Source organism: Bradyrhizobium ottawaense (assembly GCF_900099825.1).
Taxonomy (GTDB): domain Bacteria; phylum Pseudomonadota; class Alphaproteobacteria; order Rhizobiales; family Xanthobacteraceae; genus Bradyrhizobium; species Bradyrhizobium ottawaense_A.
This window is the reverse complement of the sequence record NZ_LT629693.1, coordinates 2603840-2627320: the sequence shown is the minus strand read 5'-3', so window position 1 is coordinate 2627320 and position 23481 is coordinate 2603840. Positions and strand designations below refer to the sequence as shown.

Here is a 23481-nt window from a genome sequence, read left to right as displayed (position 1 = left end):
TATCGCGCGCCGGTTAGCCCGGTCCGGCGGCGCGGCGCGCCAGAGCGGCATTGCCGGTCGTCCGCGGCGGAGGCTCGGAGGCCGGGCCGGCGACGGGAGCGGGGTGGCTGGGGCCATCGGGAGCATTGGAGCCATTGGAACCGTTGAGTTCTGCCTTGTTCATGGTGGCCCCGCCGGTAGCAGATGCCCCCTCGGGCCGCAACGGCCGGGGCGGCGCAAACAGGAAGCCCTGCCCGAAGCGGACGTCGTAATCGAGCAGGTCCACCACGGCGCGTTCGCCCTCGATCTTTTCGGCGATCAAGTCAATTCCAAAGCGGCCGAGCAGATCGGACAGGTCGGAGGGGTGGATGTCCGAGGCCGTGCTCTGCCTGGGATCGAGCAGCAGCGCCGCCGGCACCTTGATGAAACGCACGCCGCGGTCGGCCAGTTCCCGGGGCTCGAGCCGGAGATCGCTGACATGGTCGATCGAGAAACGGTAGCCGCGCTGCGACAGCGCGGCGAGATGTTCGGTCTCGGTCGGGCCGAGATTGCGGAATGTCGCCTGCTTGAATTCCAGCACGAAGGACGGCGCCAGCGCGCGGTTGGCCTCGAGGAAATCGAGGCACTGCGCGAAATTCGCAGGGTTACCGAGCGTGGCCGCCGAGACATTGCAGAATATGCCGACCTCCTTGTTGCGCACCATCAGGCGGCGCAGCACCTGCACACAGCGCAGCATCACCATGTGATCGATGCGTCCGATCAGTCCGCCGGCTTCGGCGATGGCGATGAAATCGTCGGCGGCCAGCACCTCGTCCTTTTCGTTGCGCAGCCGCGTCACCGCCTCGTAGAAACGCACCTTGCGCTGCGGCAGCGTCACCATCGGCTGCAGGTAGATATCGAGCCGGTTTTCCTCGACCGCGTTCCTGACCGCGGCGAGGAGCTGCGGCTGGTTGCGTGCAGGCGTTGCGGGCTGGGTGGCGACGGGTTCCGACGCCGGCGTGGCGATGGCCGGCCTGGTGGCGGCCGGAGCAGGGGTAGCAACCGGCGCCGGTCTGGCGATCGCAGGTGCTGCCTCCGGTGTTTTGGCTTCGACCAGCGGCAGTTCGTCCTGCTCTCCGGAATCAGGCTTGTCTGCCGCGGCGGGTACCGCGGCCAGCAAGTCGTCATGGCCGGCGACGGAGGCCGCGAGCTGCTTGACCAGCACGCCGAGTTCGTTGATCTCGCCGACCACGGCCTGGATGCGGTCGGCGCCGGTCGAATTCGCCGACACCACCCGGCCTTCGACGGCGGCGAGGCGCCGGCCGAATTCGGCGACCTGGCGGGCGAGGTCGGCGGTGCCGCGCGACAGGTCCGCGATCTGGCTGCCGACATCCGAGCGGTCGCGCAGCCGCATCGATACGGCGTTGTAGAGGATCAGGAAGGTCAGCGCGGTGAGCGCCACGATCGCGGATTCCGATCCGCTGATGCCGGCCACGGAATGCAGGACCAGGCCAAGCGACGCTGCGACCAGCACCATGCAGATGGCGATGAAAATCGTCGAAATGCGAATCATGTCGCGCGCTACGCCCTCAAGTCCGAACTGCCCCCACCCGGGAAAACACGGAAGTCTTCAGGCATGGTCCAGTCTGCGCTCTCCCAAGCGCTGCGAGCTTAGCATCAATGTTGATTCGCGGGGCTAGTGTTCTTTCGACACGCCCGGAACTGGCCGGCTTTCTCACGCTGCGGGGCGAGGGGCAGGCCGGCGAGAAGAGGGGGCGGTTATGCCGTAACGTTCGGCAGCGCTAAAGATCGGCCGCCGCGATCCAGAATACCTCGGCCTCGGAATCCTCGGTATCGAGCCAGAGCAGCGGCAGTTCCGGGTAGGCGTCTTCCAGTTGCGGGCGGCAGCGGCCGATCTCGCACAGCAGCCCGCCTTGCGGCGTCAGATGCGCGCGCGCTTGGTCGAGGATCCGCCTGACGATATCGAGCCCGTCGGCGCCGCCGTCAAAGGCGAGTTTCGGCTCGGCGCGGCATTCGCGCGGCAGGTCCGCCATGCCGTCGGCGTCGACATAGGGCGGATTGGAGATGATGAGATTATAGCGTTTGCCGCCGAGCGGCCCAAACAGATCACCGCGGTGAAGCGTGAGGCGATCGGCGAGGCCATAATCCCCGACATTGCGCGCAGCGACCCCGAGCGCATCCTTTGAAATATCCACCGCGTCGATTTCGGCGTTGGGAAAATGGTGCGCCGCCAGAACGGCAAGACAGCCCGAGCCGGTGCAGAGGTCGAGCACGCTTTCGACCGCCGCGGGATCCGGGATCAGCGAGCCGCCCTCCTCGTTACCGTCACCGCCGAAATGGGACTCCAGCAATTCGCCGATGAAGGAACGCGGCACGATGGTGCGCTCGTCGACATAGAACGGCAGCCCGCGCATGTAGATCTTGTTGACGAGATAGGCGGCGGGTTTTCGGGTGCTGACGCGGCGTTCGATCAGGCCGAGGATCTTTTTGCCTTCGGCCACCGTGACGCGCGCGGTCGCGAACGTCTCGAACTGGTCGGGGTGAAGATGCAGCGCCTCGCAGATCAGGAAGGCGGCCTCGGCCGTGGGATCGGTGGTGCCGTGCGCGAACACCAGCCTGGCCTCGATGAAGCGGCTCACGGCAAAGCGGACGAAATCGAGCAGCGTCAGCAATTCGCCCGGACCGACTTTTGGGAATTTTGCTGCGGCGGGGCTGCGCCTGGCCGCCGGTTTTGCGCGCTTCGCCATCAGGATTTGGTCCAACGCGCCGCGGCGGTCTCATCATGGCCGCGCGCTTCAATCCAGCTCGCGCCTTTCTGACTTTCCTCGCGTTTCCAGAACGGCGCGCTGGCTTTCAGATAATCCATCAAGAACTCCGCGGCCTGGAATGCCGCCTGCCGGTGCTGGGACGCCGCCAGCACCACGACGATATTCTCGCCGGGGGTGATGCGGCCGACGCGATGAACGACGGTGAGCCCGGTCAGCGGCCAGCGCGTCATCGCCTCATCGGCATGCCGCCGGATCTCGGCCTCCGCCATGCCGGGGTAATGTTCGAGCGTCAGCGCCGCGATCGGTTCGCCATTCTCGCTGCCGCGGCAGATGCCGCTGAAGGAGACCACCGCGCCGACGTCGGTCCGGCTTTTGGTCAGCGCCGCGATCTCGTGGCCGATGTCGAAATCGGCTTCCTGGATGCGGATGGTGACGGCGCTCATGATGGGGTTAGCCGCCGGTCATCGGCGGGAAGAATGCAATCTCGCGGGCGCCCGCTATCGCCGCATCCGGCTTGACGTGGGCGTGGTCGATCGCGGCGCGGATTACCCGCGGCGTCTCAAAGGCATAGGCGTACGTATCGCCGCGCGCGGACAGCCAGCCGATCAGATCGCCCACCGTGCGCACGCTGGCCGGCGGCTCGACCGTTTCCTCGGCAACGCCGATCCGCTCGCGGACCCAGGCGAAATATTTGACCTTCATTCCTCATCCTCCTTGATGAGGTGATGGATGCCGGCGCGGAAATAATCCCAGCCGGTGTAGATCGTGAAAATCGCCGACATCCACAGCAGAACAATGCCGATCAGGGTGGTCGAGGGCAGGATCTGCTCGCCGGCTTCGCCGGCGATCAGGAAGCCGATCGCGACCAGCTGCACCGTGGTCTTCCATTTCGCCAGCTTGGTCACGGGGACGCTGACCCGCAAGGCTGCGAGATATTCGCGCAGGCCCGAGACCAGGATCTCGCGGCACAGGATCACGATACCGGCCCACAGTGTCCAGCCGTGAATGCTGTTGTCCGCCGCCAGCATCAGCAGGCAGGAAGCCACCAGCAGCTTGTCGGCGATCGGATCGAGCATCCGGCCGAAGGCGGATTGCTGGTCCCAGATTCGCGCATAGTAGCCATCCAGATAGTCGGTTACGCCGGCGGCGATGAAGACTGCCAGCGCGACCCAGCGCAGCCACAGCGGGCCGTCCATGATCGATTGGCCATAAACGCAGCCGACCACCACCGGGATCGCGGCGATGCGGGCGTAGGTCAGGATATTCGGCAGGGACAGGCTTTTTGGCTGTTTGGCCTGCCCCTTGGTGGTGGTCGCAATGTTCATCCGTCTTACCAATACCGCTCAAGCGTGAAGGTCAACCGGCAGACCTAAGCTGCGGCGGGCGACGCCCAAGTGACCCATATGTGACTCCGCCCCCCGGTTTAACCCGGTTGGGCATGGAAAAACTCGAAAATCTTGCGGGCACTTTCGGCGCTGACCCCTGGAACCTTGCCAAGGTCGGTAATCGAGGCCCGCTCGATTTCCTTCAGCGTTCCAAAGTGATGCAGCAAGGCACGTTTGCGTGACGGGCCGATGCCCGGGATTTCCTGCAGGCCGGCCTCCCGGATGTCCTTTTTGCGCAGTTTGCGGTGCGATCCGATCACGAAACGATGGGCCTCGTCGCGCAGCCGCTGGATGAAATACAGCACGGGGTCACGGGGCTCGAGCTTGATCGCCTCGCGGCCAGGCATGAACAGGGTCTCGCGGCCGGCGTCGCGGTCGGGGCCTTTTGCCACCGCCATCAGCGACACCTGGGTCAGTCCCAGGCCCTCAAAAATCTCCCTGACAGCATTGAGCTGGCCACGGCCGCCGTCGATGATGACGAGGTCGGGCCATTGCGGAAACGAGTCGTCGTCGGCCTTGGATGTTTCCTTGGTTTTGGCGGCATCGCCCTCCGGCGGCTTCAGCAGCCGCTTGAAGCGCCGTTCCAGCACCTCGCGCATCATCGCGTAGTCGTCGCCCGGCGTCAGGCCTTCGGACTTGATGTTGAACTTGCGGTACTGGTTTTTGATGAAACCGTCCGGTCCCGCCACGATCATGGCGCCGACCGCGTTGGTGCCCTGGATGTGGCTGTTGTCGTAGACCTCGATGCGCTTCGGCGGCTGCGTCAACCCTAGCGTGGTCGCCATCCCCTGCAGCAGCCGGCCTTGGGTTGCGGTATCGCTCAGCTTGCGGCCGAGTGCCTCGCGCGCGTTGGTCAGGGCATGCGCGATCAGCTCTTTCTTTTCGCCGCGCTTGGGCGTCGAGACTTCGACCTTCTTGCCGGCCTTGACCGCAAGCGCGTCGGCCAGCAGGTCGCTCTCCTCGATCTCGTGCGACAGCAGGATGAGTTTCGGCGGCGGCTTGTCGTCGTAGAATTGCGCCAGGAACGAGGCCAGCACTTCCTCCGGGGTGAACGACTTCTCCGCGCGCGGAAAATAGGCGCGGTTGCCCCAGTTCTGACCGGTGCGGAAGAAGAACACCTCGACGCAGGAATAGCCGCCCTCCTGATGGATGGCGAAAACATCCGCCTCTTCGACGGTGCGCGGATTGATGCCCTGTTGCGACTGGATCGCCGACAGTGCGGCGAGGCGGTCACGATACAGTGCCGCGGTCTCGAATTCGAGTTCGCCCGAGGCCTTCTCCATCTCGCCGGCGAGCTGCTTCTTGACGTCGTGGCTGCGGCCGGACAGGAAGTCGCCGGCCTCGCGCACCAGTTCGGCATAGCCGGGAAAATCGATCTCGCCGGTACAGGGGCCCGAGCAGCGGCGGATTTGATAAAGCAGGCAGGGCCGGGTGCGGCTTTCAAAGAAGCCGTCGGTGCAGGAGCGGATCAAAAACGCGCGCTGCAGCGCCGTGATGGTGCGGTTGACGGCGCCGGCGTTGGCGAACGGCCCGAAATAACGTCCCGGCCGCGACTGCGCGCCGCGATGCTTGAGGATCTGCGGCGCCCAATGGTCGCCGGTGATCAGGATATAGGGAAACGACTTGTCGTCGCGCAGTTGCACGTTGAAGCGCGGCCGCAACTGCTTGATCAGGTTGGCCTCGAGCAGCAGCGCTTCGGTCTCGGTGGTGGTGGAGATGATCTCGACGGTGACGGTAGCTGCGATCATCCGCAGGATACGGGCCGGCAGCGGGGCGTTGACGCGGGCGTAGGACGACAGCCGCTTGCGGACGTTCTTGGCCTTGCCGACGTACAGCACGTCGTTTCCGGCATTGAGCATGCGGTAGACGCCGGGCGAGGTCGGTGCCAGCCGCACTGCGTTTTCGATCGCGGCATGGCCGACCGCGAGCGTGCCTTCGGCGACGGCCTCGGCGGTTTCCTCCACGGCTTCCGGCAGGCGCGACTCGTCGTCGTCCTCGGCGACCGGCGTCGCGGGATCGACGTCGGCGGAGCTAAGGCCCTCGGGCGGCAAATCCGGTTGCGAACCCCGGCGCGGCTTGCGCGGGGCTTTCGGATGGTCGGCAGAATCGTGATCCATGGACCTAAATTAAGCGCTGGACGCTCGCATCGCCAGCGCCATGGTCCGTAAAAGCGAAAGCCGGTTTTCCGGAAAGATCATGCCCGAACAAGAACATGGCAACGAAGCATGTTCGCGCGGCTGGGCCTGTGGCAACGGCGCCGGTAACGCATTGTTAAGAATGATGAGCGGGCGGTAACCCCGCTTAACAACCCTTTAACTTAAAACTCTCGATAAATCTTACAGGAAAAAAGTGGAATTCCGTAACCAAGCCGGCGTGTCGAACCGGCGGTCGCGGCAGTTGCGTGGAGTTGCGTGATGAGCAAGTCTGTTTTGCGGGCACTGGTGTTGATCGCAGCCGCCTGGACCATGTCGGCGCAGGCGGCCGATCTCAACTACGGATCGCGCGCGCCCTATACCGTCAATCAGCCGCTCAATGCCTATAGCTGGGCCGGTCCCTATCTCGGCGGCAATCTCGGCTATGGCTGGGGCTCGGTCGACAACAATCCGACCAAGCCGTCGGGTTTCGCGGGCGGCGTTCAGGCCGGCTACAACTGGCAGCAGAACGGTCCCTGGGTGTTCGGCGTCGAAGGCGACATTCAGGCGAGTGGCGCCGAACAGACCTTTGCGCCGTGGAAATTCTCCAACCCCTGGTTCGGTACGCTGCGCGGCCGGGCCGGCTATGCCCTCAACAACGTGCTGTTCTACGGCACCGGGGGTCTGGCTTTCGGCGAACTGCGCGCCACCACCTTTGGCCTGTCGGAATCCAATACCAATCTGGGCTGGACGCTCGGCGTCGGCGCCGAAATGGGCTTTGCGCCGAACTGGAGCGCCAAGATCGAATATCTCTATGTCGATCTGAACAACAGCAACTTCGTCATTACAGGCGCGTCAAATGGCTACCGGTTCGGATTGGTACGAGCCGGCGTGAACTATCACTTCTGAGAACAAGAAAATCTTCGTGACAACCTCCCGGCGGCCGCAAGCTGCCGGGATTTTTTTGGCCGGCGGCCGGTATCTTGTTTGAAGATGCGATAGAACCTTACCATGCAGACCGGACAGCCCAGTCGGACCGCGTTGGGAGCCGCCCGCTTGCGCGCGGCGCACCAGGTGCTTGATCAAGCGTCGATCCTGGCCGATCCCCTCGCGGTACGGATTCTCGGCGACGACATCGAAGTATCGCTCGACCACGCGCAGACCCACACGTCCGGGCCGCGAATGCGATGGTTCATTCGCGTCGCGATCGCGCATCGCCGAAGACGCTCTCAACATGGCGGTCGATGCGGGCACGACACAGCTCGTGGTGCTTGGCGCCGGGCTCGATACGCTGGCCTACCGGACGCCGCTTGCAGGCCGCTTGGGGATCTTCGAGGTCGATCATCCGGCGACGCAGGCGCGCAAGCGCGAAATGCTGGCGGCTGCGGCCATCGCCGAGCCGGAAACGCTGAGCTTCGTTCCGGTGGATTTCGAGCGCGAGAAACTGTCCGAACGGCTGGATGCCGCGGGCTTCAAATCCGACGAGCGCAGTTTTTTCAGTTGGCTTGGCGTCGTACCTTATTTGACCGAGGACGCGATCTTTTCGACGCTGGGCTTTATCGCGCAGTTGCCGGGCGGAGCCGAGGTGGTGTTCGACTATGTCAATCCTGCGACTTCGATTCCGGCCGCCGGCCGTGCCGCGCACCAGGCGCTGGCTGGACGGGTGGCGGCCGTCGGCGAGCGGTTTCAGAGTTATCTCGACGCCGCTTCGCTATGCGCAAAAATGAGCGCGGCCGGTTTTCGTCATGTTGATGATATCGGCCCGGCCGAACTTGCGGCGCGCTTCTTTCCGGAAACCGAACGGGCGGCACCGACGCGGGGCGGCCACATCATGCACGCCTCCACGTTCTGAGCGCCGTCGCGCCCAGTCGAACTTTCGCAGGCAAGAACTCGGTCCGCTTCCCGGCGTAAGCGTCAGCTCACGCTGAAATCACCAGGTTGACCGCCTTGGGGCCCTTGCCCTTCTTGTCCGGTTCGACCTCGAACGTAATGCGCTGTCCCTCTGTCAGATCTTTCAATCCGGCCCGCTCGACGGCGGTAATATGAACAAACACATCGCGGCCACCGTCATCGGGCTTGATGAAGCCGTAGCCGCGCTCTCCATTGAAGAACTTGACCGTACCAGTCATGGCCATCGGGAAACTCCTCCCCCGCACTGCTCTGCCGGTACGCACAATCTGCGTAGCGGCCGACCGGACATTCGCTGCCGGAAGCTTGGCCACCTGAGCCGATCGGATCACGCCACCGATCGGCCTGGATTTTTCTTAGGCCTTGATCACTCCGCCGCAACCATTCGCGGAAGCGGAACGTAAAGCCAGTCCCAACAGGCCGAGCATAATACGGTTCCGTGCAAATTGCCTACGGCTCAAACGCACTTTTCGCCGAAAGCGCAGGCCTCAGGGCTTTGGCGTTTCGAGCCTGAAACGGGCGGCGCCGCCCTGGCCGAGCGGTTTTTCCAGCTCGGGTAGAACGGTCTTCAGTTCACCCGCCAGCGTCCACGGCGGATTGACGATCAGAAGACCGGTCGAGGTGAGGGGACCGCCGGCCTGCTGCGGCGCGACGCTGAATTCGAGCCGCAGGCATTTTCCCGGCGGTCTGCTTTCGGCCGTCACGGCAGCGACATGGCGCGCGAGGCCGTCGGTGATGCGCCGGCTCTTCACCGGGTACCAGATCAGATAGCTGCCGGTCGGCCATTTCGCATAGGCCTCGGTGAAGCCGTCGGCCAGGGTTTCGAACTCGTCCTTCTGTTCGAAGGACGGATCGATCAGCACCAGGCCGCGCCGCTCGTTCGGCGGCACGAAGGCCGGCAGTGCGGTCCAGCCGTCGAGGTCGACGATCCGTGCCTGGGTGTCGCGGCGCATCGCGTCGATCAAGTGCCGGTGGGCATTCGGTTCGATTTCGCACGCCGTCAGGCGATCCTGCGGCCGCAGCAGCGCGCGGGCGATCAACGGCGATCCCGGATAGGCCTTCAGTTCGCCCGGCGGGTTGAACGCCCGGATGATGTCGAGATAGGGCCCGATCAGCGGCTGGGCTGCCTCCGAGAACCGCGCCTGCATCACCCGCGCGATTCCGGTCAGCCATTCGCCGCTGCGCCGCGCCTCGTCGCCGGCAAGGTCGTAGCGTCCGGCGCCGGCATGGGTGTCGATGACGCGAAACGCGGCCGGCTTTTCCTGCAGATAGGTCAGCATTCGCACCAGCACGATGTGCTTGATGACGTCGGCAAAGCCGCCGGCGTGAAAGGCGTGTCGGTAGTTCATGGGGAGGGGTTAGCACGTCATTGCGAGCGGAGCGAAGCAATCCACACGGCGGCGACAAAGGAAGAATGGATTGCTTCCGCCTTCGCTCGCGGAGCTACGGCGGACAAGTCGTCGCTTGCGCTCCTCGAACGACCAAGGGGGGTCAGCCGCCCCGTATCGGCGGCATCAGCACCTGGTCGCGCCGGCAGGCGCGGCGGTCGATCTCCTCGCAGGAGCGGAACTGCAGGTCCTTGCTGAGGCAGATCCGCACTTCGCTGAGGCGTCTGGAGTCGCAGGTCACCGAAACCGCCGAACTGCTCATGCCGGGGTTGACCTTGATGAACGCCGCCTCGAGTTCGTCGGGGGCGATCGATTTCGGCTCCGACAATTGCAGGAATTCCTCGGGGATTTTCACCGCCGCGCGGGCTTTCCGGATGGTCTCGAAATAGGCCCGCGCGCCGAGGCCGGAACAGGTGCCGTGCTTCTTCCATTCATTGAAGATCAGGCCGGGCGCCGGCATCAGGTCCAGCATCGAGGTCATGATGTTGCGATCGAGCCATTCCGCCGACCGCTGACAATATTCGGGAAAGCCGCGCTCATATTGCGGCCACAGGCCGTGCACCACGAAGGAGAACGGCCGGCCGCCGCACTGGGCCCCGGACCGGCCACCATTGCCGCGTTCGGAGGCCTGCTCGCAGAACGAGGGCGACCAGGACAGCGACAGCACGTAGAAATCGAATTCGCCCGGGGTGTTTTGCCGGCGGTCTTGGGCGAACGCCATCCCGGCAGCGACCACCATGAGAACCAGGGAAATGAGAAGTCGGGAAATAATGCGGGAAATCCTGATTGTTCGAAACATCAAACGCCCCTTTACTCGACTGCCTCGAGCCTAGCAGGGCGGAAGAACATTTCAAGAACAAAAATGGCGACCGGGCCAAAATCGACCGGAACGGCCGCCGCTATCAGGCAATTCAGCCGGCGATCAGGCCGAGAATCAGAAAGGAATCAGGGGCGGGCGGATTTGCAGCTCGGATTATAGGCCCAGTTGCGATCGAGCCCGGTCACGCACCATTCGACGCCCTGGCCGAAGCCGGCAAAGCCGCCGTCCTCGACGATCGCGTAGTGCACGGTACGCACCTTGCCGTCGCTCAGCATGACGTCGGCGGTGCAATAACGGCGCGGAATGTTGTCGGACTGCCAGGGCCGGAAGGCGGTCTCGTGGATCCGGCCGTAAGCGGTGATCGTGAGCGACGAATTCCAGAAGGTGCTTTCCTTTTCCTGGAATTGCGAGGTGATGGTCGGCAGCGCTCGCTCGCATTCGGCCACACGGCCGTCATATCGCGGGCCGAACAGCCCGAAATTCAGTTCGAGCGGATTGGCGGCCTGGGTGGGCAACCCGGATACCAAAAGGCCGCCGGAAGCCAAAACGGCCACCAGGCCGAGCGATTTCAGGAGTGTGAACAGGTTTCGCATGGGATTCCGCCGGGTCAGCCTATGCATGGGACGGTGCCGTGAAGCCCGGGCAAGGTCAAGTGCAACGCGGCAACACTCGGCGGACAAGTCGGCTTTCTGCCGCACGCCATTCTTTTCACGGTCGCGTGCGCACTCTATGGTGGGGTTCGAGCGAAATGGAGTCTGCGATGCGAATGATTGGGGCCGCGTGCCTGGTTGCCATCTCCGGAATGCTGGCGGGCGCTCCGGCGCGGGCCGATTGGGTGCCGCCGTTCAAGGGCAACGACACCGGCGGCATTATCGCTTATTCGACGGCGCATGCCATCGATGTCCGGCAGCTCGCGGTCGACCACTGTGCCGGTTACGGCAAGGTGGTGAAGTTCCTTTCGGTCGAGCCCCATGACGGCGGATATATCTCGTTCGCCTGCCGCTGGGTGCCCTATGGCGCCAACGAACGGCCGCTGCGCGCCGCCTACTGAGCGGCGCCCCACCTCAACCTCAACAGGCAAATCTCAACAGGCCGGGAGCGCGAGCATGATGCGATATCCTCTCGCATTTGGTTTTGCACTTGGCCTGCTGGCGCTGTTGCCTGCCAATACGGCAAGCGCGGTCGAGTTGCCGGTGCGCAAGGCCGGGCTGTGGGAAATGAAGGTGCTGCACACCGGTTCGTCGGTGCCCGACATGACGATGCAGCATTGCACCGACGAGACCACCGACAAGGAAATGAGCACCTCGTTCTCGCCGATGGCCAAGGAGATGTGCTCCAAGCAGGATGTCCAGAAGACCGCGACCGGTTACGTCAGCGATTCCGTCTGCGGCATCGCCGGCATGTCGATCACGTCGCATTCCGAGATCATCGGTGACTTCAATTCCGCCTATACGGTGAAGTCGACCTCGCATTCGGAGCGCGGCCCCACCGGCGTGCCGCGCGATTCGACCACGACGATCGAGGCGAAGTGGCTGGGGGCCTGCAAGGCCGACCAGAAGGCTGGCGACATCATGATGCCCGGCGGCATGAAGATGAACATCAAGGACATGGAAAAGCTGAAGGCTTTGATCCCGAAGCAACTGCCGAAGTAGTTGTGTCCACCTCGCCCCGCTTGCGGGGAGAGGCATAGGCCGCCTTCGGCGGCCGTTCTTAGAAAATAACGCCGAAGCACGCTTCGGCTACGTTGCACGCAGTGCAATCCGGGTGAGGGGGTACAGGTCTCACGCCATACTGAGGTCGTTGAGAGAGCCCCTCACCCCAGCCCTCTAAGAGCGAGCTTCGCTCGTCTCGACCCCGCAAGGGCGGGGCGAGGGAGAAGATGAACTCCTACACCGGCACCCTTACTGCCGCCCGCAATCCGCCCATCGGGCTGTCGCCGAGCGTGATGTCGCCGCCATGCGAACGGGCGATGTCGCGGGCGATCGCGAGGCCGAGGCCGGTGCCGCCTTCATCCTGGTTGCGGGCGTCGTCGAGCCGCAGGAACGGCTTGAACACTTCCTCGCGCATGTTCACGGGAATGCCAGGCCCGTCATCGTCGATGGTGACGGTCAGATAGCGGTGATCGCGGTGGCCGGTGATCGAAATGGTCTTGGCGTGCCGCGCCGCGTTGGAGACGAGGTTGGCGAGGCAGCGCTTGAATGAGGCCGGCTTCACGATCACGACAGGCAGGCCGTGAAACGAGACGGTCGTGGCATGGCCGTTGCGCTCGGCATCGCTACGCAATTCCTCCAGCGCCATCGTCATGTCGGTGGGCTGTGCGACCTCGCCGGAGTCGCCGCGCGCGAAGGAGAGGTAGGCCTCCAGCATCGCCGACATCTCGTCGACGTCCTTGCGCATGCCGTCGACTTCGGGGCTGTCGCCGATCAGCGCCAGTTCGAGCTTGAAGCGGGTCAGGATGGTGCGCAGATCGTGCGACACGCCGGCCAGCATCGCGGTGCGCTGTTCGATCGAGCGTTCGATGCGCGCCTTCATTTCCAGGAACGCCTGGGCGGCGCGCCGCACTTCCCGCGCGCCGCGGGGACGGAAGTTCGGCGCTTCGCGGCCCTTGCCGAAACTTTCGGCGGCGTCCGCTAGCCGCAGGATCGGCCTGATCTGGTTGCGCAGGAACAGCACCGCGACGATCAACAGGATCGAGGACGTCCCCAGCATCCAGAAGATGAAAATTTCCGAATTGGAGGCGTAGGCGGCGCTGCGCTGGGCAAACACGCGCATCACGGCGTCATCGAGCTGGATCCGGATCTCGACCAGGTTGGAACGGCCGACGGTATCGATCCAGAACGGCCTGCCGATCTGCCGTCCGAGCTGCACCGAGAGCGTCTGGTCGAGCAGCGAGAAGAACGGTTTCGGACCGGGCGGCGGCATGTCGCCGACGGGAAGAAAATCGACCACCAATTGCAGCCGCTGCCCGATACGGCGCAACTGCGCGCGGTCCTTGTCCTGCGGATAGAACTTGTAGACGTCGATCAGGCTGGCGATGTCCTGCACCACGGCGGCCGACAACCGCCGCGTCACCGTATTCCAGTGCCGCTCCATGAACACGAACGCGACCACGGTCTGCAGGATCACCATCGGCACGATCATGATCAGCAGCGCGCGGGCGTAGAGGCCGGTCGGCATCCAGCTCTTGAACGCGTTGCCCATCCAGCCATTGGCCGCGGACACGCGCTGCGACGCATTGCGGATCAGGGTCAGGCCGGTGTCGAGGGTGCTCATGTCGGGTTTACAAACGCATCACGGCGACGCCACCAGGCGATAGCCGATGCCGCGCACCGCCTGCAGGAACAGCGGATTGGCGGGATCCTTCTCGATCTTGCGCCGCAGACGGTTGATCTGCACGTCGACCGCGCGCTCATTGACGGTGCCGCCGCCGGTCAGCGCCGCGCGCGGCACAGTTTCGCCGGGGCTTACGGCGAGAATGCGCAGCATTTCGCGCTCGCGGTCGGTCAGGTGAATGATCTCCTCGCCCTGGCGCAATTCGCCGCGCTCCAGATGATAGATGTAGGGCCCGAAGGCGATCTGCTCCAGCGTCTCCACCGGCGGCGGCGCGGTGCGCTTGAGAATATTGCCGATCCGCAACACCAGTTCGCGCGGCTCGAACGGCTTGGCGACATAATCGTCGGCGCCGATCTGCAGGCCCTCGATCCGGGCCTCCGCCTCATGGCGCGCCGTCAGCATGATGATAGGCACCGAGGAGGAGGTGCGGATGAATCGCGCGAGATCAAATCCGGTTTCGCCGGGCATCATGACGTCGAGGATCAACAGGTCAAAGTGAAGCCCGAGCAGCTTGGCGCGCGCATCGCCGGCGCTCGCCGCCGTGGTGACGCGATAGCCCTCGCCGGAAAGAAAGCGCGACAACAGATCGCGGATGCGGCGGTCGTCGTCGACCAGCAGCAGATGCGGGGCGTCGTCGGCCGGCTTCAGCGGCGCGCGCGTGGTGGCTGAGGCGATGGTTGCTGCTTGCGCCACGATCACTCCTTAGGGTTTCTTGCCGCCGGTTCCGAAGATCGCCTCCAGCACCTTGTCGGGGTCGTCGCGATCGATCATCGCACGCAGGAACTGGTTGATGGCGGCCGTGCCGGCGGGGTCGATCCCGCCGAGCGCGCGGGTGATGCGGTCGGTCTGCAGCCCGGCCAGTTTTGCGACCAATGCTTCGCCCTTCGGTGTGGCGTAAAGCAGGCGCTGCCGGCGGTCGTTATTGCCGGTCTTCTGGACGATGTAGCCCTCGTCCAGCAATTGCTTGAGTACGCGGCCGAGCGACTGCTTGGTGATGCGCAGGACATCCAGCAGGTCGGCGACCTTGAGGCCGGGGTAGCGATGGACGAAATGCATCACCCGGTGATGGGCGCGGCCGAAGCCGAAAGCCTCAAGCTCGTGGTCGGCGTCGCCGACGAAGTCGCGATAGGCGAAGAACAGCAATTCGATGATGTCCCAGCGCAATTCGCCCGTTCGTGGGGAAGGGGTCACGCCCTCGGCACCCTTCGAATCGGGCTCGCCGGACGGCCTTGTGAAATTTATGTCAGTCATGTTGACATATCTTGGGTTCAATGTTACAAAACCGCCAGCCAAGGCGAAACTTTAAGTCGTTTCGACCTTGGCGACGTTTCAGGCAGCCGGAAAAAGCCAGCAATGGCGGCAACGGCCGCGAATTTAACTACCGTGCAATTGTCGAGCGGCATTTCGACAAACATACTGGACTTCGGCATTCCGCAAAAGCATGTCCTCAATGGACATGATGGCGATGGACACCGGTGACAAGGCCCTTAAAGGTCACGGCTCTAAAAGGTCTTGGCTCTTAAAGGTCAGAGCTGCCGGTGCAGGTGAGGTCCAGGCTACTTCAACGGCGCCAAGACGCCAGGCGCGCGTTCCGCGCCAATCCGGGAGAGAGCCCATGTCGTACAGTAATTCGGCCCAGCAGGCCCTCAAGGAAATGCCGGCGCCAGAGACCGCGGCAGCAGGAAGCAAGGCCATGAGCGTGAAATTCGACATCCAGCCGACGGCGACCCCGACGTCCGAGAAGGACCGCGCGGCCAAGCTGGTGGACCCGGGCTTCGGTCGGGTCTTCACCGACCACATGTCGATCGTCCGCTACAACCAGGCCAAGGGCTGGCATGGCGCGCGGGTCGAATCCCGCGCCAATTTCCCGCTCGATCCGGCCGCAGCCGTGCTGCACTACGCGCAGGAAATTTTCGAGGGCCTCAAGGCCTACAAGCGCGACGACGGCGGCGTGAACCTGTTCCGCCCCGACGCCAATGCCAAACGCTTCCACAATTCGGCTGATCGCATGGCGATGGCGCCGATCCCCGAAGCCGTGTTCATCGAAGCGGTCGACCAGCTCGTGCGGATCGACCGCGCCTGGATCCCGGGCGGCGAGGGCAGTCTCTATCTGCGGCCGTTCATGGTCGCGAGCGAGATCTTCCTCGGCGTGAAGCCGTCGGCGGAATACATCTTCGCCGTCATCGCCTCGCCGGTCGGCTCCTATTTCAAGGGCGGACCTGCGCCGGTGTCGATCTGGGTGTCGGAAAACTACACCCGCGCGGCGATCGGCGGCACCGGCGCCGTCAAATGCGGTGGTAACTATGCCGCGAGCCTGCGCGCGCAGGCCGAAGCCATCGACCACGGCTGCGATCAGGTCGTGTTCCTGGATGCGGTCGAGCGCCGCTACATCGAGGAACTCGGCGGCATGAACGTGTTCTTCGTGTTCGACGACGGCTCGCTCTCGACGCCGCCGCTCGGCACCATTCTGCCCGGCATCACCCGCGACTCCATCATCGCGCTCGCCAAGGATTCCGGCATGCGCGTGCGCGAGGAGCCCTACACGATCGAGCAGTGGCGCAGCGATGCCGCCAGCGGCAAGCTGAAAGAGGCCTTCGCCTGCGGCACCGCCGCCGTGATCTCGCCGATCGGCAAGGTGTGTTCGGCAAGCGGCGATTTCCTCATCAGCGGCGGCGCGGCAGGCGCGGTCGCGATGGGCATGCGCAAGAAGCTGGTCGATATCCAGTACGGCCGCGCGCCCGACCCGCACAACTGGATCAAGAAGGTTTTTTGATCTCCACTTTTTCGTCATGCCCGGGCTTGTCCCGGGCATCCACGTCTTGGCGGCAAAGAAAGTCGTGGATGGCCGGGTCAAGCCCGGCCATGACGATCTGGTGTTGGCCCCGCGACACGGTTGCCGCCTCGCGCGTCGGCTGGTAAACGCCGCTCATGGCTGAAAAACCCAAAAAACCGCAGAAATTGCGCGCGCGCCTGCCGCGCGGGCTGGAAGATCGTGGCCCGGCCGCGATCGCCGCCACGCGCCAGATGGTCGAGAAAATCCGCGACGTCTACGAGCGCTACGGCTTCGAGCCGGTCGAAACCCCTGCGATGGAATATACCGACGCGCTCGGCAAATTCCTGCCCGACCAGGACCGGCCGAACGAGGGCGTGTTCTCGTTCCAGGACGACGACGAGCAGTGGATCTCGCTGCGCTACGACCTGACCGCGCCGCTGGCGCGCTATGTCGCCGAGAATTTCGATTCGCTGCCGAAGCCATATCGCAGCTACCGCGCCGGCTACGTCTATCGCAACGAAAAGCCCGGCCCCGGCCGCTTCCGCCAGTTCATGCAGTTCGACGCCGACACGGTCGGCTCGGCCTCGCCTGCGGCCGATGCCGAGATGTGCATGATGGCAGCCGACACCATGGAAGCGCTCGGCATTCCCCGCGGCAGCTATGTCGTGAAGGTGAATAACCGCAAGGTGCTCGATGGGGTGCTGGAGGCGATTGGCCTTGGCGGCGAGGACAATGCCGGACGACGGCTGACCGTGCTGCGCGCGATCGACAAGCTCGACAAATTTTCCGCCGATGAAGTTCGCAAGTTGCTCGGTCCCGGTCGATGGGACGGTGGCGAAGAGGGCAAGGGTGATTTCACCAAAGGCGCTAACCTCAGCTCGGCGGATGCCGATGTCGTTCTGGCTGTCACGGCAAAACGCGATGACTGGAAAGATGCGATTGCTGCGGCTGACACGTATCTCAGCAAGAGCGAAGTCGGCCAGGCCGGCGTGAGTGAACTCGAAGAGATCGCCAAGCTGCTCACCGCGTCCGGCTACGGTCCGGATCGCATCAAAATCGATCCCTCCGTCGTCCGCGGCCTCGAATACTACACCGGCCCGGTCTACGAAGTAGAACTCACGCTGGAGACAAAAGACGAAAAGGGCCGCCCGGTTCGTTTCGGCTCGGTCGGCGGCGGCGGGCGTTATGACGGCCTGGTCTCGCGCTTTCGCGGCGAGCCGGTGCCGGCGACCGGATTTTCGATCGGCGTGTCGCGGCTGCAGGCCGCGCTGACCATGCTCGGCAAGCTCGACACCACGCCGGCGTTCGGGCCGGTGGTGGTGACCGTGTTCGGCGGCGAGATAGCCGGTTATCAGCAGATGGTTGCCAAACTCCGCAACGCCGGCATTCGCGCCGAGCTTTATCTCGGAAATCCCAAGCACAGCCTCGGCCAGCAGATGAAATACGCCGACCGCCGCAATTCGCCCTGCGCAATCATTCAGGGCAGCGACGAGAAGGCCAACGGCAAAATCCAGATCAAGGACCTGATCCTCGGCGCCGGCTTGACCGAGATCAAGGACCGCGAGGAATATCTGAAGAGGCAGACCGAGGCGCAGTACGTGGTCGATGAGGCCAGCCTGGTCGACGAGGTCAAGAAGGTCCTCGCACGCCATGACGTGAAGTGGGGAAGTTGAATTCGTCATACGCGGGCTTGACCCGCGTATCCATCTTCAAAATGATGGATTGCCGGGTCAAGCCCGGCAATGACAGGTGTGGCAAGTCAACAAAAACAAAGGGAGTAGTAGAATGCCTGAGATTACCGTGAGCATGGCCGCCGGCCGCACCGACGAACAGAAGGCCGGCATGATGCGCGACATCACCCAGGCGCTGGTGAAGAACCTCGGCGTCGATGCCGATGCGGTCGTGATCCAGATCAACGAAGCGCCGCTGGCCCACAAGATGAAGGGCGGCAAGACGTTCGTTGAGCGCGCGGCAGCCGCGAAGAAGTAGCACTCTCCGTCGTCCCCGCGAACGCGGGGACCCATAACCACGGCGCCGGTTGTTAATGACAGGCGTCGGACATCCTGCCTTATTGAAGGGCCGCGGCGTATGGGTCCCGGCGTTCGCCGGGACGACGCCGTTATTGTTGTCGGAACCTCCCCATGGACGCACGCGACGTCATCAAGATCGGCATGAGCGCCGAGCGTAGGCTCGTGGTGCCCATTGAGCGCACGGTTGGGCATTTCGTGCCGGGTATGCCGATGGTCTATGCGACGCCGATGATGATCCTGGAAATGGAGCTGGCCTCGGGCGATGCGATCCAAGGCCATCTGCAAGATGGTTGGGTCACCGTCGGCACCGAGGTCGATATCCGTCATCTCGGGGCGTCGCTGGTCGGCTCAACCGTGCGGACCACGGCAAAAGTCATCGCGGTGGAACGCCGCGTGATCCGCTTCGAGGTCGAGGCTTTCGAGGGCGAGCGCAAGATCGGCGACGGCCGCCACGCCCGCGGCCTCGTCAATGTCGAGAATTTTACCAGGCGGCTGCAGCCGAAATGACGGCGTCATTGCGAGCGCAAGCGAAGCAATCCATCTGACCGCAAGGAAGTCTGGATTGCTTCCGCCTTCGCTCAAGGAGCTACGGCGGACAAGTCGTCGCTTCGCTCCTCGCAATGACGAGGAAGGCACGAAGTAGCTACTTCGCCAGATCCTTCGAACGCTGCGTCGCCGCGGCGACCGCGCGCGTCAGCAGCGTCTGCATTCCGTTCGGCCCCATCAGAACTTCCAGCGCGGCGGCGGTGGTGCCGCCGGGGGACGTGACGTTCTGGCGCAAGGTGGTCGAGGTCAGCTCCGAGCGATGCAGCAACTCGCCGGAGCCGGCGACGGTTTCGCGCGCCAGTTTCGTTGCCAGTTCCACCGGCAGGCCGGCCGCGACGCCGGCGCGGGCGAGTTCTTCGGCGAGCAGGAACACGTAGGCAGGTCCCGAGCCGGACACCGCGGTCACCGCGTCCATCAGGCTTTCCTTGTCGACCCATTCGACCGAACCGGTGGCGCGCAGCAACGCATCCGCGACGGCGCGCTGGGCGGCGCTGACCTTTTTCGCCGCGACCGCGACCGTGATGCCGCGGCCGATCGCCGCCGGCGTGTTCGGCATGGCACGCACCACGCTGCCGCCCGAGACTTTCTCAAATAAGACCGCCTCGAGCGAGGTGATCGTCATGCCGGCCATGATCGAGACCACCAGCGTCGACGAGCCCACGAAGGGTTTCAACGAAGCGCCGGCTTCGCGGAACGATTGCGGTTTCACCGCGACCACCAGCGTGTCGACCTCGCCGGCGTCCTTGACCGAGGGATTGAGGCGGATGCCTTGAGCGGCCAGTGCGCCGATTTCGGTGGACGGATGCGGCTCGATCACCACGACGCGTTTGGCGTCGAGCCCCTGCGCCAGCCAACCGGTCAGCATCGCGCCACCCATCTTGCCGGCGCCGGCAAGGGCGATGGTGCCGTGGACGTTTCTCAGGGCTTGTGCGGTAGCGACTGAAGACGACATGCGTAACACTCTCTCGTCGTCCCTGCGAAAGCAGGGACCCATAACCACAGCCGGTTCTAGTGAAGCGAGGGACAGGCCACAAGCAGTTTGCTTGAGCCCGGAGGTCACGGCGTATGGGTCCCCGCGCCCCGTGCGCAATTGCGCACCAAGCGGGGACGACGGAAGATTACGCCTCGCCCTCGGTGTCGAACATCGCGGCACTCATGGCTTCCGCGGCGGTCTTGCCGGCCCAGACCACGAACTGGAACGCGGGGTAATAGCGCTCGCAGCCATGGATGGCGCCGACCAGCATGGCCTCGCATTGCGCGGCCGAGGCGGTCAGCCCGCCCGGCAGCACCAGTGCCTGCCGGTGCATGATCATGCCGGTGTGGGTCCAGATGTCGAAATGGCCGACCCACAATTGTTCGTTGATCGCTGCGATCAGCCGTTGCACCTCGGCGCGCCGCGCCGTCGGAATTTTCATGTCGAACGCGCAGGCCAGATGCAGCGATTCGATCTCGGCCATCCAGGTGAAGGAGAGCTGGTAGTCGGTCCAGCTGCCCTTGGAGACGATCGTGACTTCGTCTTCGCCGGAGCGCTCGAACGCCCAGTTGTTATCCGCGGCGATATCCTCGACCACCGCGAGCGGATTGATCCTGGAATCGATAGTGCCTTCGAGGAGGGACATGCCGTCTCGACCTTGCTCTTGAAGTCTTTTGATACGCAACGGGAAACGGCACGCGCTGAACTGATACGTCGCGGCCGGCTGCAATCCCCTGATCGCCTTGATCGTGCCGGGGGCTGCCGGGCTCAAGTGATGTGATTTGCGGAATCCGCGCAACTCACCCAGGAGTCCGTCCACAGGCCAAAACGCCGTCGTCCACAGCTCATGACCGTCATACACGTTAACTTTTGGAACAAACCGGAATCGGATTCACGGAAGCGTGAATCCGGTACGCCGGCGACGCGTTCGACGAGCGAGCGTGCCGGCACAATGGTTAATTTTTCCTTAACCTCGATTGACAGCCGCTTTGGGCGGCGCGCATATTTTGGACCGGGTGGATACGACCCGCTGCTTGCGCCCTCCAGGAGGGTACGGTGAACGTATCGAGCCGCTTCCGGCACCCTTTGCCCAAGCGAACGAGTCAGTAACGCAAGCGCCTGACATTTCTCGTTCGCCCATGCAGAGGAATATCCGATGCGCGACTTTCGCGATGCCAAAGCCATGGCGCAGACCCTGCGCGAAGCTCTGAAGGCCAAATCCGTTTCGCTGACCCACAGCGAGAGCCTGGAACTGATCGCCAGGACTTTTGGTTTTCCCGACTGGAATTTTCTGGCCGCGAGGATTCAGGCGAGCCAGCCGGCGCCGGCAGTGCTGGCAAGCGCGGTGCCGACGGCAACCGTTGTGCCGGTCCTTGCGATCCGCGACCTGGTCTTTTTCCCGAAGATGGTCGCGCCGGTCTTCGTCGCCCGCGAAAAAACCCGGCGCGCCATTGAACGCGCCTTGGCGACGGACCGCCGCATTATCGTGGTCGCGCAGCGGCGTTCTACTGACGACGATCCCGCCCTTGATGCGCTCTACCCCGTCGGAGTTAGCGCGGGAATCGTCAGTTGCGTGACGATCGTGGATGGAACCCTCAAGCTGATGCTCTCGGGCCTGGCGCGCATGTCGGTGCTCAGACCGGTCGAGGAGAATTTCCTGGCGGCCGAGGTCGCGCCGATCGAGGAGACACGCGGCCAGACCGTCGAAGCTGCCGCGCTGGCGCGCGCCGTTCTCGATGCCTATCAGGTCTATGCCAATGTCGATTACTCCAACTTGCCATGGACGCTTCCGTCCCGCCTGCTGCTGCCCAGCATCGGCGATCCCGGCGAACTGGCCGATACCGTGGCGTCATTGCTGTCGGCCGGCATCGATCAGCGGCAACAACTGCTGGAAACCGGTGACGTGGTCACGCGGCTCGAGAAGATTCTCGAATTGATGAAAGCCGGCCAGCAGGCGGCGTGACGGGGGAGGGGTGGCCGCGGCTTTACTCCGGCTTGATGCCGGCGGTGCGGACCACCTTGCCCCATTTCTCGGTTTCGTCCGAGATCAGTTTGCCGAAATCGGCTGGCGAGCCCGGCATGGTCTCGCCGCCGATGGCGGCCAGCCGCGCCTTCATGCCGGGATCGGCGATCGCTGTATTGATTTCCTTGTTGAGCTTGTCGACGATTTCGGCCGGCGTGTTTTTCGGTGCGGCGAAGCCGTACCACTGGCTCGCTTCATACCCCGCCACGAAATCGCCGACGGTCGGAACCTCCGGCAGCTCGGGCATGCGCGCGGCCGTCGTCACCCCGAGCGCGCGCAGCTTGCCGCTCCTGACATAGTCCGCGGTTCCGGGCGCCGCCGCGAACAGGATCTGCACCTGGCTGCCAAGCAGATCCGTCATCGCCGGGCCCTGGCCGCGATAGGGTACATGCACCATGTCGACGCCGGTCATCATCTTGAACAGCTCGCCGGCCATATGCGGCGCGCTGCCGCTACCGGCCGAGGCCATGTTGACCTTGCCCGGATTGGCCTTGGCGTAAGCGATGAATTGCGGAATCGTCTGCGCCGGAACCAAGGGGTGGACCAGCACGACCATCGGCACCCGGATCACGCCCGCGACCGGCGCGATGTCGCGCACGAAATTGAATTTGAGATTGTCGTAGAGCGAGGCGTTGACCGCGTTCGGCACGGTGGCGAGCAGCAGCGTGTAGCCGTCGGCGGCCGCGTTGACGACCGCTTCGGTGCCGATATTGCCGCCGGCGCCCGTGCGGTTCTCCACCACGAAGGGTTGTCCGAGATGATCGGCCAGCCACTGGCCGATCAGGCGCGCGGTGATGTCGACGCCGCCGCCGGCGGCAAAGCCGGCAATGATGCGCGTCGGCCGCGTCGGATAATCGAGTGCGAAGGCAAGCCGCGGAAGCGTCGATGCTGTGATCGCGCTGCCGGCGAGCTTGAGAAAATTGCGGCGGAGAAGTTTCATGCTGGCGTGCCCCCTGCTGGCTTCAAGGCCATTTGCAATGGCTATCCCAGTTGTCGCGACCCGAGTAAAGGCGGCCGGGCTGGCCATAGCGTTTTCGAGCGAAGCATGCCCTCGGACTTGATCCGAGGGTGGATCCCGGTTCGCGTGAAGAAAGCGCGTCAAAAATAGACATGCCCTGCCCCGGGGGCATGGGGACATGCCAATTCCCGATGCCAAAGATGCTTGCCCGCGTGTCGGCGTTTGGTCATATTCAGCCTCAGGTCGTCCATTCCGGGCGGCCGATGTTCTCAGGGCGGGGTGAAAATCCCCACCGGCGGTAAGGGTGACGTAGCCCAAGCCCGCGAGCGCCTCCTTCGTCGCCAGGTTTTCCTGGCGGGAAGAAGGGTCAGCAGATTCGGTGTGATTCCGAAGCCGACGGTTATAGTCCGGATGAAAGAGAACGGTTGCGGCGGCCTCGCGCGTTTGCGCGTGGCCAAAGTCGTT

Annotated in this window: 25 protein-coding genes, 1 pseudogene and 1 riboswitch; of the genes and pseudogenes, 9 read left to right on the top strand and 17 right to left on the bottom strand. The window is 63.9% G+C overall.

All coding sequences use genetic code 11. From position 1 onward, the window contains the following. Positions 1–13: 13 nt before the first annotated feature. The 6 genes from BLR13_RS12265 to uvrC all read right to left on the bottom strand — a co-directional run bounded on the left by BLR13_RS12265 (position 14) and on the right by uvrC (position 6249). Positions 14–1531 (bottom strand): EAL domain-containing protein, encoded by a 1518-nt coding sequence (locus tag BLR13_RS12265; protein WP_074823853.1) that lies wholly within the window; start codon positions 1529–1531, stop codon positions 14–16. Between the two features lie 229 nt (positions 1532–1760). Next, positions 1761–2726 carry a 50S ribosomal protein L3 N(5)-glutamine methyltransferase gene (gene prmB, locus BLR13_RS12260; protein WP_074823854.1) on the bottom strand — a complete coding sequence of 322 codons (966 nt, stop codon included), beginning with the start codon at positions 2724–2726 and terminating at the stop codon, positions 1761–1763. Further along, the gene (locus BLR13_RS12255) at positions 2726–3190 is read right to left on the bottom strand and encodes a molybdenum cofactor biosynthesis protein MoaE (protein ID WP_091976460.1); all 465 of its coding nucleotides are present in this window, start codon (positions 3188–3190) and stop codon (positions 2726–2728) included. Before BLR13_RS12255 ends, prmB begins: the two co-directional genes overlap by 1 nt. A gap of 7 nt (positions 3191–3197) precedes the next feature. Next, positions 3198–3449 carry a molybdopterin converting factor subunit 1 gene (gene moaD / locus BLR13_RS12250; protein ID WP_027536992.1) on the bottom strand — a complete coding sequence of 84 codons (252 nt, stop codon included), beginning with the start codon at positions 3447–3449 and terminating at the stop codon, positions 3198–3200. Beyond that, positions 3446–4072: a CDP-diacylglycerol--glycerol-3-phosphate 3-phosphatidyltransferase gene (pgsA, locus tag BLR13_RS12245; protein ID WP_074823858.1), complete on the bottom strand. Its 627-nt coding sequence runs from the start codon at positions 4070–4072 to the stop codon at positions 3446–3448. The genes moaD and pgsA overlap by 4 nt, the downstream gene beginning before the upstream one ends. A 98-nt stretch (positions 4073–4170) precedes the next feature. Continuing rightward, complete coding sequence (gene uvrC, locus BLR13_RS12240) at positions 4171–6249, bottom strand: excinuclease ABC subunit UvrC (protein WP_074823862.1); 2079 nt, start codon at positions 6247–6249, stop codon at positions 4171–4173. A gap of 297 nt (positions 6250–6546) precedes the next feature. On the opposite strand from uvrC, the gene BLR13_RS12235 reads away from it, so the two are divergent. After that, complete coding sequence (locus tag BLR13_RS12235; protein ID WP_074823865.1) at positions 6547–7173, top strand: outer membrane protein; 627 nt, start codon at positions 6547–6549, stop codon at positions 7171–7173. Positions 7174–7342: 169 nt separating this feature from the next. Then, positions 7343–8116, top strand: coding sequence for a class I SAM-dependent methyltransferase (locus BLR13_RS12230; RefSeq protein WP_197679547.1), 774 nt, complete (start codon positions 7343–7345; stop codon positions 8114–8116). A 67-nt stretch (positions 8117–8183) separates the two neighbouring features. Here BLR13_RS12230 and BLR13_RS12225 read toward each other — a convergent pair whose 3' ends face one another. The 4 genes from BLR13_RS12225 to BLR13_RS12210 form a co-directional block, all read right to left on the bottom strand. After that, a complete protein-coding gene (locus BLR13_RS12225; RefSeq protein WP_074823868.1) occupies positions 8184–8399 on the bottom strand; it encodes a cold-shock protein in 216 nt (71 codons plus the stop codon). Positions 8400–8660: 261 nt separating this feature from the next. After that, positions 8661–9521, bottom strand: a complete 861-nt coding sequence (locus BLR13_RS12220) for a 23S rRNA (adenine(2030)-N(6))-methyltransferase RlmJ (protein WP_074823872.1) — start codon at positions 9519–9521, stop codon at positions 8661–8663. Between the two features lie 142 nt (positions 9522–9663). Further along, entirely contained in the window at positions 9664–10359 is a 696-nt protein-coding gene (locus BLR13_RS12215) for a ribonuclease T2 family protein (RefSeq protein WP_074823873.1), read from the bottom strand. A 146-nt stretch (positions 10360–10505) separates the two neighbouring features. Then, positions 10506–10973 carry a hypothetical protein gene (locus tag BLR13_RS12210; RefSeq protein WP_074823877.1) on the bottom strand — a complete coding sequence of 156 codons (468 nt, stop codon included), beginning with the start codon at positions 10971–10973 and terminating at the stop codon, positions 10506–10508. Positions 10974–11140: 167 nt separating this feature from the next. Between BLR13_RS12210 and BLR13_RS12205 the strand changes: the two genes are divergently transcribed. Continuing rightward, positions 11141–11431 carry a hypothetical protein gene (locus BLR13_RS12205; RefSeq protein ID WP_074823880.1) on the top strand — a complete coding sequence of 97 codons (291 nt, stop codon included), beginning with the start codon at positions 11141–11143 and terminating at the stop codon, positions 11429–11431. Positions 11432–11486: 55 nt separating this feature from the next. Beyond that, on the top strand, positions 11487–12032 hold the full coding sequence (locus tag BLR13_RS12200; RefSeq protein WP_074823883.1) for a DUF3617 domain-containing protein: 546 nt from the start codon (positions 11487–11489) through the stop codon (positions 12030–12032). A 235-nt stretch (positions 12033–12267) separates the two neighbouring features. On the opposite strand, the gene BLR13_RS12195 is transcribed toward BLR13_RS12200, so the two are convergent. From BLR13_RS12195 to BLR13_RS12185, 3 genes are read right to left on the bottom strand one after another with little or no spacing between them, the layout of a single operon-like run. Then, positions 12268–13653: an ATP-binding protein gene (locus BLR13_RS12195; protein ID WP_074823885.1), complete on the bottom strand. Its 1386-nt coding sequence runs from the start codon at positions 13651–13653 to the stop codon at positions 12268–12270. Between the two features lie 18 nt (positions 13654–13671). After that, positions 13672–14406, bottom strand: a complete 735-nt coding sequence (locus tag BLR13_RS12190; protein ID WP_433994266.1) for a response regulator — start codon at positions 14404–14406, stop codon at positions 13672–13674. A gap of 9 nt (positions 14407–14415) precedes the next feature. Next, positions 14416–14964: a MarR family winged helix-turn-helix transcriptional regulator gene (locus tag BLR13_RS12185; protein WP_074823890.1), complete on the bottom strand. Its 549-nt coding sequence runs from the start codon at positions 14962–14964 to the stop codon at positions 14416–14418. A 442-nt stretch (positions 14965–15406) separates the two neighbouring features. Here BLR13_RS12185 and BLR13_RS12180 point away from each other — a divergent pair, with 442 nt between their 5' ends. Next, positions 15407–16486 (top strand): branched-chain amino acid aminotransferase, encoded by a 1080-nt coding sequence (locus tag BLR13_RS12180; protein WP_074831608.1) that lies wholly within the window; start codon positions 15407–15409, stop codon positions 16484–16486. Here BLR13_RS12180 and BLR13_RS40105 read toward each other — a convergent pair. Beyond that, entirely contained in the window at positions 16470–16643 is a 174-nt protein-coding gene (locus BLR13_RS40105) for a hypothetical protein (protein WP_154070836.1), read from the bottom strand. The two genes, BLR13_RS12180 and BLR13_RS40105, sit on opposite strands and share 17 nt — an antisense overlap. Between BLR13_RS40105 and hisS the strand changes: the two are divergent. The 3 genes and pseudogenes from hisS to BLR13_RS12165 all read left to right on the top strand — a co-directional run. Then, positions 16642–18025 (top strand): annotated as a pseudogene (gene hisS / locus BLR13_RS12175) (histidine--tRNA ligase); the annotation flags it as partial. The gene BLR13_RS40105 and the pseudogene hisS sit on opposite strands and share 2 nt — an antisense overlap. A 246-nt stretch (positions 18026–18271) precedes the next feature. Next, complete coding sequence (locus tag BLR13_RS12170; RefSeq protein ID WP_025590867.1) at positions 18272–18475, top strand: tautomerase family protein; 204 nt, start codon at positions 18272–18274, stop codon at positions 18473–18475. A 152-nt stretch (positions 18476–18627) separates the two neighbouring features. Further along, positions 18628–19023, top strand: coding sequence for a thioesterase family protein (locus BLR13_RS12165; protein ID WP_074823896.1), 396 nt, complete (start codon positions 18628–18630; stop codon positions 19021–19023). A 136-nt stretch (positions 19024–19159) separates the two neighbouring features. Here the strand turns inward: BLR13_RS12165 and proC are convergent, their stop codons facing one another. Both proC and BLR13_RS12155 read right to left on the bottom strand, forming a co-directional pair. Then, the gene (gene proC, locus BLR13_RS12160; RefSeq protein WP_074823899.1) at positions 19160–20014 is read right to left on the bottom strand and encodes a pyrroline-5-carboxylate reductase; all 855 of its coding nucleotides are present in this window, start codon (positions 20012–20014) and stop codon (positions 19160–19162) included. 166 nt (positions 20015–20180) lie between these two features. Further along, positions 20181–20681: a YbjN domain-containing protein gene (locus BLR13_RS12155; protein WP_074823902.1), complete on the bottom strand. Its 501-nt coding sequence runs from the start codon at positions 20679–20681 to the stop codon at positions 20181–20183. A 510-nt stretch (positions 20682–21191) separates the two neighbouring features. On the opposite strand from BLR13_RS12155, the gene BLR13_RS12150 reads away from it, so the two are divergent. Next, a complete protein-coding gene (locus tag BLR13_RS12150; RefSeq protein WP_074823905.1) occupies positions 21192–21998 on the top strand; it encodes an LON peptidase substrate-binding domain-containing protein in 807 nt (268 codons plus the stop codon). A 22-nt stretch (positions 21999–22020) separates the two neighbouring features. Here BLR13_RS12150 and BLR13_RS12145 read toward each other — a convergent pair whose 3' ends face one another. Continuing rightward, complete coding sequence (locus BLR13_RS12145; RefSeq protein WP_074823908.1) at positions 22021–22998, bottom strand: Bug family tripartite tricarboxylate transporter substrate binding protein; 978 nt, start codon at positions 22996–22998, stop codon at positions 22021–22023. Positions 22999–23277: 279 nt separating this feature from the next. Continuing rightward, positions 23278–23443: riboswitch (FMN riboswitch) on the top strand. The last annotated feature ends 38 nt before the right edge of the window (positions 23444–23481 follow it).